Raw genomic sequence first — 15,191 nt, forward strand, 5'->3', positions numbered from 1 at the left:
TGCAAAGATAGTATTTAACCAATTGATTTAAGGACAGGTTATGGCTGAAGTAACACTGCGAGGGGTAGAAAAAACCTACCCAAATGGTTTTAAGGCCGTGCACGGTGTCGATCTGAATATTCGCGAAGGTGAGTTCATGGTGTTTGTTGGGCCGTCTGGCTGCGCAAAATCTACCACACTTCGTATGATCGCAGGCCTTGAAGATATCTCAGAAGGCGATGTCTACATTGGCGATAAGCGTGTAAATGAATTGCCACCTAAAGATCGCGGCATCTCGATGGTGTTTCAGAACTACGCGCTTTATCCGCACATGTCGGTGTATGAAAATATGGCTTTTGGTCTTAAGCAACAGAAGCTGCCAAAGCATGAAATCAATGAACGTATTGAAGATGCAGTCAAGACTCTGGATATCGAACACCTGCTAAATAATAAGCCAGGTGAAATGTCGGGTGGTCAAAGGCAGCGTGTGGCTCTTGGACGTGCAATGGTGCGTAAGCCAGATGTGTTTTTGTTTGATGAGCCTTTGTCTAACTTGGATGCGAAGCTGCGTGTTTCAACGCGAGTCAGTATTGCGCAGCTACACAATAACCTGAAGCAAGAAGGGCAGAACGCCACCATGCTCTACGTGACACACGACCAGGTGGAAGCCATGACTCTTGGTGACCGCATCTGTGTATTGAATCAAGGCGAGATCATGCAGGTCGATACACCAATGAATCTTTATCAGTACCCAGCGAATAAGTTTGTTGCAGGCTTTATTGGTTCTCCAGCCATGAACCTTATCAAGGTCAGGGTGGATGAGATTGACGGTGTAATGAATGTGGTATCAGAAAGTGGAGCACGCTGGACGCTGCCACAAGACAAGCAGGCTATCGCCTGTGAAAAAGTAGGAGAGTGGTTGTGGTTTGGTGTTCGCCCTGAGCATATTCAATTGGCCAACCACGATGCATCTTTGTCGGAAGTTAATACTCAAACGCACAGGCTTGATGTGGTTGAGTCTATGGGTAATGAGCTGTATCTCTATTTCAAACTCGGTGCAGACAAGCTGGTGGCACGTGTACCTTTCGATACAGATCGCATTGCAAACAGCGGCGAAGAGACAGTACTCCATTTTAATACGCTACAGTGTCACTTGTTTGATTTGGAAACCGAAGAGACGCTTGTCCCTCAAGGTTGATCAAACTGACGTTACAGAGCCAAAGTTTGTTACCAATTCGTCTAGTAACTAAAATCCCCATTCGCTGACAAAACGAGCGGGGATTTTAGTTACTAGGGGGTTAGTAATTTTATCTTCTAACTTGTTTCAGATTTTAGATAGCCACCATAGTCGCGGCTTTCTTCATGGCTTCCTTGGTTGAACATTCAATCACGTTCGCGTTAGCAAAGCGGTGAGCGTCTTTCACTTGAATGTCGTGTGCCAAGATAACCAGTCTCGCGTTCGCTACATCTAGGTCGCTGATGCGGTTCTGAATACCGTTTTGACCTTGAGTTTCTACCTTAATCTTAAGGCCAGCTGCTAAGCCTGCTTTCTCTAGTGCTTTCGCTGCCATGAAGGTGTGTGCAACACCTGAAGGGCAACATGTTACGGCTACGATGTCGTACTTACCTTGGCCTGTTACAGGTGCTGTTTGAGCTTGTACTGGTGCTTCAACCATGTCTTCTTCGGTTTCAACCGCTACAGGTTTCCAGAAACCAACGATAACCGCTGTTGTCAGTGAGCCTAGCGCAATACCGACGACGTACATTGGAATGTTGCTAGATACTGGTGCTGTGATTAGGCCGCCCCAAGGTGCGTGTAGCAGAACGTCTGTCATGAAGCCGAATACACAGCCCACGATACCACCGGCAACGATTGAAGGAAGTACGCGCATTGGGTCGTTCGCTGCGAACGGGATAGCACCCTCAGAGATACCGATAGAACCCATGATTGCCGCTGCTTTACCTGCTTCTTGCTCTTGTTTAGAGAACTTATTTTTGAATAGGAACGTCGCCAGTGCCATGCCTAGAGGTGGTGTACAAATCGCGATGCCTACGCCGCCCATTAGCCAAGGTTGCGTGTCTACTTGAGTTTGAGCAAATAGGGTCGCTACTTTGTTGATAGGGCCGCCCATATCAAACGCAGTCATACCGCCAAGGATTGTGCCTAGAACCATCTTAGATGCGCCAGCCATTGAAGCTAGGAACTCGTTCATTGAAGACATGAACAGTTTGATTGGCTCACCGATGCCCCACAGTACGATACCTGCAGAGATTAACGTGCCTAGAAGCGGGTAGATGAAGTAAGCACCCAGCGCCGTCATGTTTGCAGAAAGCGGGATCTTCTTAAGTTGGAACACCACGCCACCGGCGATAAAGCCTGCCACGATACAACCAAGGAAGCCGCCGCCCATGTCAGCCATGATGCCAGAAGAGATCATCGCTGGCGCTAGTGCTGGTTTATCTGCAATGGAGTAACCAATAAAGCCGCCAAGAATGATTGGGAAAAGGACAAGGCCCTTGATACCGATATTAGAGATGTCTGCCAGCAGGCCATCTGCAGGTACAGCGCCTTTGCCTGATGCCATTACCGCTAAGGCCAATAGAACACCCCCGGCTACGATGAAAGGTAGCATGTGTGATGTTCCGAAAAGCAGGTGGCCTTTCATGGTACTAAGGATTTTTTTATAGTCGCTACTATTATTTCTATTGCTAGTATTGGCAGCTTGATTTGCTAGGGTGCTCATAATTTTCTACGCCTTATGAATTAATTAAAATATTAAGGATTTGATGTTTATCTTTTGCGTTATGGATATTCTGGATAAATTCATCGCTGAATTTTCCAAACAGTTCTTGTAGTACATAAATATGATTGTCAGCACAGTTGTCTGGTGATGCGATCATAAAAAATACGGTTGGATTGATGCCGTCTTCATCGCCATAATCAATGCCTTCACGTTTAACACCGACAGCGATAGCCGGCTCAGTAACAGCCTTGCTTTTTGAGTGCGGGTAAGCGATGCCATCCATCGAGGTGATACTTTGAGATTCACGAATTTCAATACCTGATAGGAAAGTATCTTTGCAATTAATTCGGTCGTTCTCAAATAACATGCCTGCCAATTCTTCAAACAGTTCTTTTTTATTATTCGCTTGAAGATTGTTATTAATTAAGTTGACGTTAGTTAGCTGTGTGATCATTTATTAACTCATTCACTATTGAAGTTCTTGAATTAAAATTAATGGATTAACCCGATTCGCGAAATAGCAAATAAAAGCCCTTCACTGTACATTTGTATCCAGCAAAATTAAGTGTGATTTGCATCATTCATCCAGTGTGAGATGAGTCATATTTGATGGTGTACTTCGGTGTTGAGATAGCATTCACTAGGGACAAAAATGCCCCGCAAAGCAGGGCATGATCGGTGTTTGTATCTACTCGGAAGAGCTAGCTGTAAGCACGCGCTACTCGGCCAACGCAGTCCAGTTTGTAGCTCTCAGCATAAGCAGGAATGAATACCGATTGGCCTTTCTCTATCACGCAGGTTTCGCCGCACTGGTGAGTAAGCACCATAGATTCGTCGATAGGTAGTAGGATCTCGGCACCTTCGGTAGTGATCTGTCGCTGATGTGAGTTTTGCACGATAGAGAACTTAAAATCTTCGACCGGAATTTGGTATTCCATCACATCACCTTGCTCTATCGGGCTTAGCAGCAATCTATCCGCGGGCTTTTCATTAAATCGAGTACAAGAAACCAGCTCATTCACGTCCATATATTTAGGCGTCAACCCTGCGCGAAGCACATTGTCTGAGTTCGCCATGATTTCTAGGCCCGTCCCTTTGATGTAAGCGTGGGGCGTTTCTGCATCCAGATACATGGCTTGCCCCGGCTTTAGAGTGATCACGTTCAATAGCAGTGGAGCAAACAACCCGACATCACCCGGGTATTGCTCTTCCAGTTCTGAAATCAACTGGAACACAGGTGTATCTGAAAGCTTCGCCTTCACCAGCAACATGGTCAGCGCCATGCCTTTTTGTTCTCCTTGCAAAGACAATAAGCTCGCGAAGAAGCTCGCTAATCCATTGGGAGTTTGGTCGCCCTCTAGGTCATTGACCATCGAATGCAGCTCTGGAATATCAAGGTAGTGGAAGTGCTCAAGGATCTCGCTGATTGATCTAAAACCATTCATCGCGGTGTAGTCAGTTAGGGCATACACCAATTCTGGCTTGTGGTTGGCATCCTTGTAATTACGATTGCCAGCCGTCATCGGAATGCCTTGCTGCTCTTCAAGAGCGAAGCCAGATTCCGCTTGTTGCTTGTTCGGGTGAACTTGCACCGATAGCGCTTTCTCTGCTGCTAACACCTTGAATAGATATGGCAGCTCACCAAATCGACTTGCGACTTTCTCACTTAGAAACAGGTTTAGGTTCTTAGAAATCAAGCTCGACAACGTGGTCTGTTGCCCGTTGTCAGTGACCATTGAGCAACCATTAGGATGAGCGCCCATCCAGATCTCAGCTTGTGGCTCACCAGATTGGTTATCAATACCAAACAGTTGGCTGAACGAAGAGGGGCTACCCCATGCGTAGTTTTGAATCACGTTGGTCATAGGATAGAAAAAGCGTTGTACGAACGAGTCGTTCGCTAAGGAAAAATCAGACATCGAAATCACCATGAGGGAAACATGGCTTGAGCTCCATTTGTTCCTAAAAAAGGAGTGTAGAAGGCCTCAAGCCATTGGAGTTGAAATGGCTTAAGCCGCTGCTGCTGTTAGCTTGACTTTACGTAGATTTTTAAGTGCGATACAAGTAACCGCAGTTACGCCCGCACCTGATGCCATGCACAGAAGTGCCATCACTGGGTAGTTCATAGCACCTAACAGAGCCACAACTGGACCACCGTGAGCAACGCTGTTGGTGATGCCGAATGAGAACGCCATAACCGCTGCAGTCATTGAACCAAGTACGTTGGCAGGGATAACCGACATCGGGTCTTGAGCCGCGAAAGGAATCGCACCTTCAGAGATACCCACCAAGCCCATCGCGCCTGCTGCTTTACCTGCTTCAATTTCAGAAGATTCGAACAGGTCGAACTTACGGCCAAGTCTGGTTGCGATAGCCATACCCAGTGGAGCTACAGGGATTGCACACGCCATCGCACCCATGAATTGAGTTTGACCGCTGGCAATCATGCCGACCGAGAATAGGAATGCCACCTTGTTGAATGGGCCGCCCATATCAAAACCAGCCATACCACCCAGTACGATGCCTAATAGAACCACGTTGCCTGTGCTCATGCTCGTTAGTAGTGCAGTAAGAGCATCCATCAGGCCAGCGATAGGTGCACCAATAACAAAGATGAACAGACCCGCGATGAACAAAGAGCCAGTGATCGGAGCGATCATGATAGGCACAAGCGGTTGCACGAATTTGTGGTAGTTAAACGAGGTAATCCATTTAACGAAGTAGCCGACTAATAGGCCAGCGATGATTGCACCAATGAAGCCTGTACCCGCGTCAGCGCCATAGAAAGAGCCGTTGTTAGCAATCCAACCACCGATAAGGCCAGGGGTTAGGGCAGGGCGGTCAGCAATCGCGTAAGCAATGTAGCCAGCCAAGATTGGGATCATCAATGTGAAAGCAACCACACCGACTTCTAGAATTTGGTTCCACATGCTGCCAGCAGGAATTGCCATGCCAGATTCACTTGGCTCGCCACCAATCGCCAGTGCTAGGGCAATCAATAGGCCGCCAGTCACTACGAATGGGATCATGTGTGATACTCCATTCATCAAGTAACGATAAAGGTCTGAACGCGCTTGTGATGCTTTCTCTACAACAGATTGGTTGGTCGGCGTTTGGTCAGCTTGGTAACTAGGTGCGTTGAGTGCTTGCTTAATCAAGCCTTGCGCATCTTTGATTGGCGCTTTTACGTTGGTGCAGATGACACGTTTTCCGGCAAAGCGAGCCATGTCGACCTGCTTGTCACAAGCCACCACAATGGCGTCTGCACGTTCGATCTCTTCTTGAGTAGGGCTGTTTTTAACGCCGATAGAGCCGTTGGTTTCGACCTTGATGTCGTAGCCAAGATCTGCCGCGCTTTTCTCTAGCGCTTCAGCTGCCAAATAAGTGTGTGCAACGCCTGCTGGGCAGCCTGTCACACCTATGATGAAGCCTTGCTTCTCAATGTTGGTTTCGGTTGCTGATGGTTCAGGTTTGGTAAGCAGTAGTTCCAACGCGGATTGTTCAGAGTCGGCGTTCATGAAGTTTTCGATAAAGCCTTCTTCAATCAGTTTTGAAGAAAGCTCTGCCAATACTTCAATGTGGTGATTATCGCCGCCGTCAGGAGAGGCAATCATGAAGAACAGTTTTGATGGCTGACCGTCATCTGCCCCGTACTCGATGCCCTGTTTATGGACGCCGATAACAACTGCGGGTTTGATCACCGCGCTACTTTTTGCGTGTGGCAGGGCGATGCCCTCTTCAAACCCTGTATTACCTTGTTCTTCACGCGCCTTAATGTCGGCAAGAAACTGTGTTTTGTTTGAAATTCGACCTTGCGCATAAAGTACGTCTATCAGCTCTTTAAATACGTCTTCTTTTGAATCAGCGCTAAGCGAAAGCTTAATCAAATCTTGATTGATCAATGTCGTGATCATAATGAACCCCTACTCTGTTTTTATTTTGTTAGGGGTATTCTGGAATCTACGTCTTATCTTCTGTAGTGAAGAAAAAATGCATTTACTGGATGATTAATGCGTTCTAAATGGAGTGTGATTTTGATCGGTTAGTGGTGCGTTTTTTGGTCACTGTTGACAGCGTTTTTGAGGTGATGACGCGTTTATTTATAAGGGCTTCAGCGTGTTGGGCTGTTAGAGGGATTACGTACTATATCAGATTTGTGACTGGAGATTTATGTCTATGACTGGATTTTTGTAACCTAGATCTCAAATTGTGATTTTGCTCAATAGCACTATTTTTTACTAAGGAGTATATCTACTCCCGTAGCCTTATTGCTGCCTATAAGAGTTCGAATAAATGATTTTTCATGACCTAATCTCGTCGGTGTTAAACGAGCGAGGACCATTTCACAACATCTGGTTTGCTGGAGATTTTCACACGCCTTCAGCATGCAGTTATCAGGTGAGCTTTCCGCGCTTAGAGCTGGTGCTAGATGGAGAGTATATTAATGAAATGGAGAGTCATGATCGCAAGATCACCAACGTTATTGCCGAAACCGGAGACGCGATTTTCATCCCACCCAACTGTTGGAATAAACCAAACTGGGATACCGATTGTTCGGTGTTGAGTATGTTGTTTGGTCGTCGTCAGCTAGGTTTAAGTTTGGTGAGCAAACGCAAAGGCGAGGAGAGTTTTTATGATATTCAAAAGCACAGTATTCAGACTCGATCTGGATTTGCGATTGATAACATTCTAGAGGCGCTTAGCTCACTCGCGAGAGAGAGTAACAAGCAGCCAATGGACGAGCTATTACTGCAAGCGCTGCTTCAATACAGCAAGACGATGTTAGATGCACCTATCGAGAAATCCCACAGCCGAGTGCAGGATGTGTATCAGGGCATTTGTATCTACATTCAAGAGAACTTTCACCGTCATATCACCCGGGACAGTATCGCCTCGCGCTTTAGTATTTCATCCAACCATTTGTCGCGAATGTTCCGTCAACAAGGCCACATGACGCTGGCAGAGTACATTACTCGCGTTCGTGTTGACCGCGCTAAGTTCATGCTCAAGAAGTACAACTTCAAACTCAATGAAGTGTCAGTCCGCTGTGGCTTTAAAGATGTGAACTACTTCTGCCGAGTATTTAAAAACCGCACCGGAAAAACCCCAACCGAATATCGTGGGTCAATCTAGCCCCAAGCTATTTGATGAATCAAATCAGACGTGAAGAGATGTACATCAATAGGGCTTGTAGGTCGACGCTGCTCCGGGTCTTCTGTAAACGTTCATTGACTTGATCGTGAAGCAGGTTTCTGGTTAGGTTAGTGGCCGCCACAATGTGCTCTCGCTGTGGCTTCGTTGGCAATACCAAAGCGATAGCAACGTGCACCTCACCAATGCGTGAAGCCCAATCAATCGGGTCGTCACTGACGATGACCGCGATCGAGAGATCTTGGGTGGATTTAAACATCACATGGGGTAGTGCGATCCCCGGGGATACACACGTAGAAGAGCGTTCTTCTCGTTTAATAAACGCGAGAATCAGTTCATCTGGGTCTTGTGGATATACCAGATGAGCAAGCCCCTTAAGACATTCAAATTTGGTTAGTTGAGTTTGTGCTTTGGCATGGTGCCACTTGATGTCACAAGGTGGACATATCTGCGGCATACGCTGGATGAGATCTTTCGAGAACTCATGGTTCACTTGTGAGCCAACCATAGCGTAATGCTCAGCAATTACGTCTTTAAGAACGAAGCACGCTAGTTCGGCATCAATACCGATCGCGGTGATCTGACACAAATCGCCACGAAGTAGGCCCACTTGCAACATCGCAACAGATTTGGAGAGATCAGCCGTTCGGTTTTGAGTGATGTTGATAATACGGATGGTACTTTTGAATTTCTTTGCCAAGCGGCTAAGTGGCTGTGAAACGTGTGAGTTAGCTGCAGGATCGTCAACGAAGAAGGTGATCTGATATTCGTTCATGAAAGGTTTAGGTTCGACAATGCTTAATAAAGACTTTATCGACACTCAACAACACTTCTTCCATTGGGATGAATAAGGTTTTAGCTGGGTCGAAGCGGCTTGGTTGTTCAATGTCGACATCAGAGACGATCAATACCTTGTCTGCGAGGCTAATGTCCTGTGCAGAGAGTAAGTTTTCAATACCCATAGCACCTTGTGTTTCAACCTTGATTGAAACGTTGAATTTAGGGGCTGTCTTATTTAGAGCATCAGCTGCCATATAGGTGTGTGCAATCCCTGTAGGGCACGCAGTTACCGCTACAATTTTCATTATTATTCTCGGTGTACTTAGATCGACAGTTTACTTGGATCGATAGGGCTATCTGAATCTGTGATTTTTATGGATTTCCGTTTTTAATTCAAAGGTGGACGTCACATTCTAGATTCTTGGTTACAATAATCTAGTTAATGCACCTTTCGTCCTATATATTGAGCGGGCTTGCATCGTTAATCTTTTCATATCATTAACCTCTTTACCTCATTTACTTAAATTGGTATTTGTACGAGGCAGCACATGGACATCACTAACATCATAGAGCCTGAGATTATCTGCTTAGATTTGAAGGCAGATTCTAAGCAAGCAGTATTTGAAGAGCTTGCTGAGATGCTTGATTCAGCAGGAAAGCTCTCCAGTAAAAGTGATTTCCTTGTTGATTTGTGGAAGCGAGAAACCATAGGTAATACAGGCTTTGATGATGGTATTGCGATACCACATGCGAAAAGTTCTGCTGTCGCTAAACCAGCAGTGGCGGTTGGAGTTAGCCGGTCGGGTATTGATTATGGCGCAGACGGCGGTGAACTTTCGGATGTATTTTTCATGCTCGCTTCACCAGACAATAGCGATGACCATCATATTGAGGTGTTGGCTCAGATCTCGACTCGATTGATTGAAGATGGCTTTGTTACAAAATTGAAGGCGGCTGAGTCAGTAGAAGAAGCGCAACAACTGTTCATTGAAGCGAATTCTGAATCTTTCGATAGCTACGCTTCTAGCCATCACGAAGTGTACAGCGAACCATTAAGTCCTTGGGCACAATCTCTTAATCGTCTCAAAGAGCACTTGTTGTACGGCACTTCGCACATGATCCCATTCGTGGTTGCGGGCGGTGTGCTCTTATCTTTGTCTGTGATGATGTCTGGCCACGGTGCAGTACCAGAAAGCGGCGTGCTTGCTGATATCGCACAGATGGGCATCGCGGGCTTAACCCTATTTACAGCAGTACTTGGTGGCTATATCGCTTACTCGATGGCAGATAAGCCGGGTTTAGCGCCCGGAATGATTGGTTCTTGGGTCGCGGTGAACCAATACAACACCGGTTTTCTTGGTGCGATTGTGGTTGGCTTCTTCGCAGGTTTCGTGGTTAATTTGCTCAAGAAGATCAAACTGCCAGACAGCATGATCTCGCTGAGTTCTATCTTTATCTATCCCTTAGTTGGCACCTTCATTACCTGTGGCGCCGTGATGTGGGTGATTGGTTCTCCTATCGCGTATGTGATGCTTGAGATGAACCAAATGCTCACCGGCATGGCGGGCTCAGGGAAAGTGGTGTTGGGCAGTATTTTAGGGGCGATGACGGCCTTTGATATGGGTGGCCCAATCAACAAAGTGGCGACGCTGTTTGCTCAAACGCAGGTGAATACTCAACCTTGGTTGATGGGAGGCGTCGGTATTGCCATCTGTACGCCACCATTAGGCATGGCTCTTGCCACTTTCATATCACCTAAGAAATTCAAACTAGACGAACGCGAAGCCGGAAAAGCGGCGGGTATTATGGGAATGATCGGCATCAGTGAAGGTGCGATCCCATTTGCAGCGGCTGATCCTGCACGTGTTCTGCCTGCAGTGGTTGCTGGTGGCATTGTCGGTAATGTGGTTGGCTTTATGTTCCATGTTATTAACCATGCACCATGGGGCGGTTGGATCGTGTTGCCAGTGGTTGATGGCAAAATTGGCTACATTGTTGGAACACTAGCGGGCGCGCTAACAACAGCCTTTATTGTGATACTACTGAAAAAGAATGTCGTTGAAGACGAGTCGCGATTGAATCGAACAACAGGTGGCTCGGTCACGGAAGAAGGATTGGCTGATGTGCTGGCTGTTACTTCTTGTCCATCTGGTGTTGCCCATACGTTTCTAGCGGCGAAGTCTTTGGAAAAGGCTGCTCATCATCTCGGGGTTAGAATAAAAGTTGAAACGCAGGGCGCCAGCGGGATAGGCAATCGCATCACACAAAAAGATATTGAACGGGCGAGGTTGGTGATCTTCGCTCACGACGTGGCGATTAAAGAAATCGAGCGCTTTGCGAACGTCAAAACCTTAGATGTCAGCACCAAAGAGGCGATGCTCAATGCGCAGACGTTGATTATGAGGAAAGTATAAAAGTAATCGGCTTTAAGATTGTCTGAAAAGCGATAAATAAAGAGACGCTCAAGTATTGTTAGTAATACTTGAGCGTCTTAAAGTAACTAACCCTTTGATACTGTTTAGCTATGTTCTTACTTTTCGAGAGAATGGTTAGGCTAAGTATTTACTTGCCAAGGAACGCACATACTCAGGCTCAAGCTGCCCACCACACAGGGTTTGGTGGGTTAGCAGGCCGATGAGGATGCTGTACAGCTCAATCGCATTCTCGGCATCGATATATTGGGCAAGCAGTTGTTGATACTTATTGTTGGCGATTTCGATGCTGGCATCTTCAGCTACAGCTTCTTGACCAATCACATCAATGTAATCAAAGACCAACTTCATTTCTTGGAAGTGACGTGATTCGATGGCCTGAAAGATATGGACGAAGTTTTCAATCTTCTGCTCAGTTGTGGCATCCACAGCTAGAGGCAAGTCGGCGAGGTTACCGCTATCGTGTCGAACAATCGCTTCGGTCGCAGCCTTGAACAGCTCATCTTTACTTTTGTAATAGTGATAAACCGCGCTTTTGCTCATGTTGAGGTGTGAGCACAGTTGTCTCATTCCCAGCTCTTTATAACCAAACTCCAAAAACACACAAGCGGCTTTCAGTGCGATCTCTTCGCGTCTTTTGTCATGATCGACGATCTTTGGCATGAGTCTTCCTCGGAGTTCATTAGTTGAAGGTTTAGTCAATTTAGGCAACTGAAGCAATAGCTTAATGCATCTGATGAGTGTCATCTTAGTTTAAATTAGTCCAGGTGGTCAAAATAATTCTTTACAGTGGTTAAACTTCGATCTAATTTAAAAAGACCAAGTGTTCTAAAAAATTAAACGACGATTATTCGAGGTAACTATGGGAATTGATTGGAACCTACCCCCATTCAGAGCGGGCTTCTTAGGCGGACTAGATAAATTCATCGGTCCGGGTGCGACATCCGCAGAGAAGAACCTGCAGCTGTACATTCCGTTCATAGCGGGTGCGCTGATTGCTGCGTATGCCAATCATGCAGAGTTGGGATGGTCTTGGGGACAATACCTAGCAGCGGTTCTGCTAACCATTGACGTGTTGGGGGGCGTGATCACCAACGCGACATCAAGTGCCAAGCGTTGGTTTCACAGAGAAGGGGAAGGCTTTAAGCAACACATGACCTTTATCGCTATTCACTTCATTCAGTTAACAGTATTCAGCTGGCTGTTCTTGGATTTGAACCTAGTGTGGGTAGCAGTGACGGGGAGCTACATGATGTTGGCGTGTGCCTTGGTATTGAAAACCGCACTCTATCTACAACGTCCGGTTGCTTTGATTCTGTATACACTGAGCTTTATCTTATCGCTTTATGTTTTGGAATCACCTGTCGGCTTAGAGTGGTTCTTACCTGTGTTCTATTTGAAGTTATTAATCAGCCACATTCTACGAGAAGAGCCTTACCGTCCGAAAAGTGAAGAGGTTTAATCTATCTGGAAGAGAGTCACAATATGTGTTTACGCTAGTTCGGATGGCTTGAATTCAAACTAGCGTTGGCTGTCAACTATCAACAACTTCGACGGTTTTATGCTGCGCGCCGTAATAGGTGCCTTCATCGATAGTGTACATCAGCGTTTCTTCGCACTCTGGGCAATCGAATTCTTCATTAGGTTCGATTGCTGCTTCTTCTACCCATTCCCATCCAATGTGTTCTTCGCAAGCGGGACAGTCCATAAAAACCTCTAATTATGCTTCTACGTTAATTGAATTCGTAACTTTTTAAGCCCGGCATTATACATAGTTGGCGCTGAATATGTAGCGACAACTGAGCAGAAAAAGGGTGAGCACATACCTCTTTAGGGTTATAGAAAACTTTCATTTTTCAGTCACTTGCGTCGGGAAAATGTTGTTGCACGGTTTTTATGTTTTCTAAAGTTGCATAGCTAACAGTTTTACAAATAAGTCAATGAATTTTGTAAGGTTAAATGCTAGCGTTATCGATTGTCGTCCAATATGGCACGGTAATTGATAAAACTAAATATTATTATGATCTCAGTAAAGGTTCACCGTTTTAGAAGTGTGTCTAATTACACGACAGATATAGATTCATTAGCCGCTAGGAAATAAAAATGAAATTAACCGATATGTCTTTTAAGCAAAAAATCATCGCTTTGCTTATTTTACCGATCTTAGGGTTTCTCTGGCTCAGTGTTTCTGCGATATCCACAGGCGTAGAAACAAAGACAGAAATGTCCTCATTGAATCAACTGACACGCCTTTCGGTTGTGTACAGTGAGTTAGTGCATGAGTTACAAAAAGAGCGAGGCATGACAGCGGGTTTTATTGGCTCTCAAGGAACCAAATTTGTCAGTGAATTAGCCGCGCAGAGAACCAATACCGACAACCGACGTAATGAAAGAAACGATTACTGGCAGTTTTCCAATATCAATCTGCTGCAGATCAATCGCCTGAACACAGAGATAAGCCAAAGCCTTAATCAGATAACGACGATTCGAAATCGAGTGGACTCTCAATCGATTCCGCTTTCTGAGGCCTTGGGTTACTACACCCAACTGAATGCAAAGCTGCTTAGCGTATCGGCGTTAATTGCTGAGTTAAGTTCTGATGCCACCATCACTAATGAAACCATCGCTTACTACAACTTCTTGTAAGGTAAAGAGCGAGCGGGTATCGAGCGTGCTGTCCTAAATAACACCTTTTCTAAAAATGAATTTGGCCCGGGTATGCTGGTGAAATTCATCTCTTTGGTGACAGAGCAAAATACCTACTTCTCGAACTTTGAAGTGTTGAGCAACCCAGCGAACGTTCGTTTCTTTGAGCAACAGCTAAATGACCGCTCTGTAGCAGAAGTTGAAAAGCTTCGTAGTTTGGCTGAATCTAAAATGAGCGGTTTTGATGTTGACCCTGTGTACTGGTTCTCTCAATCTACTGCTCGTATTGTTCAGCTAAAGAAAACAGAAAACCACCTAGCAGAATCACTGATTGTGCTGACCGAGAAAAAGATGTCAGAAGCGCAGTCTGCGATGATGATGAGTATTGGTCTATTTGCTTTGATTACTTTGTTCGCAACCTTCGTCAGCTTTAAGGCGATCAGCGACCTGACGATGAGAGTGAAAGATCTGACGGTGATGTTGTCTAAAGTTCGTAATGACAATGATCTAACGGTTCGTGCTAAGTACGTTGGTAATAGCGAGCTTGGCCAGATCTCTTCGGCACTCAACGAAACGCTAGAGAAGTTTTCAAACGTTATCGACAACTTGTCTCAGTCGAGCCTGACCTTAGCTTCTGCTGCTGAAGAAACCTCGCAAACTTGTCACTACAACTCAAATACGTTGGTTCAACAACAAGATCAAATCGGTTTAGTTGCGACGGCGACAGAAGAGTTATCAGCAACGGTAAATGAAGTGGCCGCGAAAACTCAACAGACAGCTAGCTCCGCTAAACTGGTCGATGAGCAGTCGCAAGAAGGTTTGAGTACGGTTCAAAACTCTTACCACTCTATCGAAAAACTGGCATCTGAAATTAATGACCTAGCGGAAAAAATCACGCACCTGCACGAGAGCAGCAATAACATTAACAGTGTGATTGATGTGATTAAGTCGGTTGCAGACCAAACTAACTTACTGGCATTGAACGCGGCGATCGAAGCAGCGCGAGCGGGCGAGCAAGGCCGTGGATTTGCGGTGGTTGCCGATGAGGTTCGGACACTGGCACAGCGCACGCAAGAGTCGACATTGGAGATTGAAGGCTTCATCAGTTCACTACAATCTGATGTGCAGACAGCCTTCAATGTGATTGATAACAGCAAGAAGATGTCATCAAAAGCAGTAGAAGATTCAAAAGAGGTCGAGCACACCTTACAAAGCATCTCAGCTGCGATAAGCGAGATCTTCAGCATGACAGAACAGATCGCTACTGCTACAGAAGAGCAAGCGGTTGTGACTCAAGACATCGCGCAAAACGTGATGGCTGTTGAGCAGAAATCGACAGAGTCGACCACTGGCGCAACACAAATTGCAGCAACAGCCAAAGAACAAGCTGAACTGGCGGCGTCATTGAAAGAGATCGCTAGTACGTTTAAGAGCTAACCTTTAAAAACAGCCAAAGGTA

The 15,191-nt window shown here is 45.8% G+C and carries 12 protein-coding genes and 1 pseudogene; 5 read left to right on the forward strand and 8 right to left on the reverse strand.

Annotation, left to right across the window (positions count from 1 at the left end; all coding sequences use genetic code 11):
- The first annotated feature begins 40 nt into the window (after positions 1–40).
- Complete coding sequence (locus ACMAZD_RS20865; RefSeq protein ID WP_435250441.1) at positions 41–1,177, forward strand: ABC transporter ATP-binding protein; 1,137 nt, start codon at positions 41–43, stop codon at positions 1,175–1,177.
- Between the two features lie 133 nt (positions 1,178–1,310).
- Here the strand turns inward: ACMAZD_RS20865 and ACMAZD_RS20870 are convergent, their stop codons facing one another.
- The 4 genes from ACMAZD_RS20870 to ACMAZD_RS20885 all read right to left on the reverse strand — a co-directional run bounded on the left by ACMAZD_RS20870 (position 1,311) and on the right by ACMAZD_RS20885 (position 6,637).
- Positions 1,311–2,723, reverse strand: a complete 1,413-nt coding sequence (locus tag ACMAZD_RS20870; RefSeq protein WP_435250442.1) for a fructose-specific PTS transporter subunit EIIC — start codon at positions 2,721–2,723, stop codon at positions 1,311–1,313.
- A 13-nt stretch (positions 2,724–2,736) separates the two neighbouring features.
- On the reverse strand, positions 2,737–3,177 hold the full coding sequence (locus ACMAZD_RS20875) for a PTS sugar transporter subunit IIA (RefSeq protein WP_435250443.1): 441 nt from the start codon (positions 3,175–3,177) through the stop codon (positions 2,737–2,739).
- A gap of 247 nt (positions 3,178–3,424) precedes the next feature.
- Complete coding sequence (manA, locus tag ACMAZD_RS20880) at positions 3,425–4,642, reverse strand: mannose-6-phosphate isomerase, class I (protein WP_435250444.1); 1,218 nt, start codon at positions 4,640–4,642, stop codon at positions 3,425–3,427.
- 90 nt (positions 4,643–4,732) lie between these two features.
- Positions 4,733–6,637 carry a PTS fructose transporter subunit IIABC gene (locus ACMAZD_RS20885; RefSeq protein ID WP_435250445.1) on the reverse strand — a complete coding sequence of 635 codons (1,905 nt, stop codon included), beginning with the start codon at positions 6,635–6,637 and terminating at the stop codon, positions 4,733–4,735.
- A gap of 379 nt (positions 6,638–7,016) precedes the next feature.
- On the opposite strand from ACMAZD_RS20885, the gene ACMAZD_RS20890 reads away from it, so the two are divergent.
- Complete coding sequence (locus tag ACMAZD_RS20890; protein WP_435250446.1) at positions 7,017–7,856, forward strand: helix-turn-helix transcriptional regulator; 840 nt, start codon at positions 7,017–7,019, stop codon at positions 7,854–7,856.
- Between the two features lie 19 nt (positions 7,857–7,875).
- Here the strand turns inward: ACMAZD_RS20890 and ACMAZD_RS20895 are convergent, their stop codons facing one another.
- Both ACMAZD_RS20895 and ACMAZD_RS20900 read right to left on the reverse strand, forming a co-directional pair.
- Positions 7,876–8,649: a PTS sugar transporter subunit IIA gene (locus ACMAZD_RS20895; RefSeq protein ID WP_435250570.1), complete on the reverse strand. Its 774-nt coding sequence runs from the start codon at positions 8,647–8,649 to the stop codon at positions 7,876–7,878.
- Between the two features lie 7 nt (positions 8,650–8,656).
- Positions 8,657–8,959 carry a PTS fructose transporter subunit IIB gene (locus ACMAZD_RS20900; RefSeq protein ID WP_435250447.1) on the reverse strand — a complete coding sequence of 101 codons (303 nt, stop codon included), beginning with the start codon at positions 8,957–8,959 and terminating at the stop codon, positions 8,657–8,659.
- Positions 8,960–9,202: 243 nt separating this feature from the next.
- Here ACMAZD_RS20900 and ACMAZD_RS20905 point away from each other — a divergent pair, with 243 nt between their 5' ends.
- Positions 9,203–11,068 carry a fructose-specific PTS transporter subunit EIIC gene (locus ACMAZD_RS20905; RefSeq protein ID WP_435250448.1) on the forward strand — a complete coding sequence of 622 codons (1,866 nt, stop codon included), beginning with the start codon at positions 9,203–9,205 and terminating at the stop codon, positions 11,066–11,068.
- A 135-nt stretch (positions 11,069–11,203) separates the two neighbouring features.
- On the opposite strand, the gene ACMAZD_RS20910 is transcribed toward ACMAZD_RS20905, so the two are convergent.
- Complete coding sequence (locus tag ACMAZD_RS20910) at positions 11,204–11,749, reverse strand: TetR/AcrR family transcriptional regulator (RefSeq protein ID WP_435250449.1); 546 nt, start codon at positions 11,747–11,749, stop codon at positions 11,204–11,206.
- 199 nt (positions 11,750–11,948) lie between these two features.
- Here ACMAZD_RS20910 and ACMAZD_RS20915 point away from each other — a divergent pair, with 199 nt between their 5' ends.
- Entirely contained in the window at positions 11,949–12,548 is a 600-nt protein-coding gene (locus ACMAZD_RS20915) for a hypothetical protein (RefSeq protein WP_435250450.1), read from the forward strand.
- A gap of 72 nt (positions 12,549–12,620) precedes the next feature.
- On the opposite strand, the gene ACMAZD_RS20920 is transcribed toward ACMAZD_RS20915, so the two are convergent.
- The gene (locus tag ACMAZD_RS20920; protein ID WP_435250451.1) at positions 12,621–12,794 is read right to left on the reverse strand and encodes a hypothetical protein; all 174 of its coding nucleotides are present in this window, start codon (positions 12,792–12,794) and stop codon (positions 12,621–12,623) included.
- A 395-nt stretch (positions 12,795–13,189) separates the two neighbouring features.
- Here ACMAZD_RS20920 and ACMAZD_RS20925 point away from each other — a divergent pair.
- A pseudogene (locus tag ACMAZD_RS20925) lies at positions 13,190–15,169 on the forward strand (methyl-accepting chemotaxis protein).
- The last annotated feature ends 22 nt before the right edge of the window (positions 15,170–15,191 follow it).

Source organism: Vibrio sp. nBUS_14 (assembly GCF_051201655.1).
Lineage (GTDB): Bacteria > Pseudomonadota > Gammaproteobacteria > Enterobacterales > Vibrionaceae > Vibrio.

What these genes read in the sequence shown, in the direction of transcription:
- ACMAZD_RS20890 (WP_435250446.1), top strand. Translation starts at nt 7,017, where the DNA reads ATGATTTTTCATGACCTAATCTCGTCGGTGTTAAACGAGCGAGGACCA.
- ACMAZD_RS20875 (WP_435250443.1), bottom strand. Translation starts at nt 3,177, where the DNA reads ATGATCACACAGCTAACTAACGTCAACTTAATTAATAACAATCTTCAA.
- ACMAZD_RS20900 (WP_435250447.1), bottom strand. Translation starts at nt 8,959, where the DNA reads ATGAAAATTGTAGCGGTAACTGCGTGCCCTACAGGGATTGCACACACC.
- ACMAZD_RS20865 (WP_435250441.1), top strand. Translation starts at nt 41, where the DNA reads ATGGCTGAAGTAACACTGCGAGGGGTAGAAAAAACCTACCCAAATGGT.
- ACMAZD_RS20910 (WP_435250449.1), bottom strand. Translation starts at nt 11,749, where the DNA reads ATGCCAAAGATCGTCGATCATGACAAAAGACGCGAAGAGATCGCACTG.
- manA (WP_435250444.1), bottom strand. Translation starts at nt 4,642, where the DNA reads ATGTCTGATTTTTCCTTAGCGAACGACTCGTTCGTACAACGCTTTTTC.
- ACMAZD_RS20870 (WP_435250442.1), bottom strand. Translation starts at nt 2,723, where the DNA reads ATGAGCACCCTAGCAAATCAAGCTGCCAATACTAGCAATAGAAATAAT.
- ACMAZD_RS20895 (WP_435250570.1), bottom strand. Translation starts at nt 8,649, where the DNA reads ATGAACGAATATCAGATCACCTTCTTCGTTGACGATCCTGCAGCTAAC.
- ACMAZD_RS20920 (WP_435250451.1), bottom strand. Translation starts at nt 12,794, where the DNA reads ATGGACTGTCCCGCTTGCGAAGAACACATTGGATGGGAATGGGTAGAA.
- ACMAZD_RS20885 (WP_435250445.1), bottom strand. Translation starts at nt 6,637, where the DNA reads ATGATCACGACATTGATCAATCAAGATTTGATTAAGCTTTCGCTTAGC.
- ACMAZD_RS20915 (WP_435250450.1), top strand. Translation starts at nt 11,949, where the DNA reads ATGGGAATTGATTGGAACCTACCCCCATTCAGAGCGGGCTTCTTAGGC.
- ACMAZD_RS20905 (WP_435250448.1), top strand. Translation starts at nt 9,203, where the DNA reads ATGGACATCACTAACATCATAGAGCCTGAGATTATCTGCTTAGATTTG.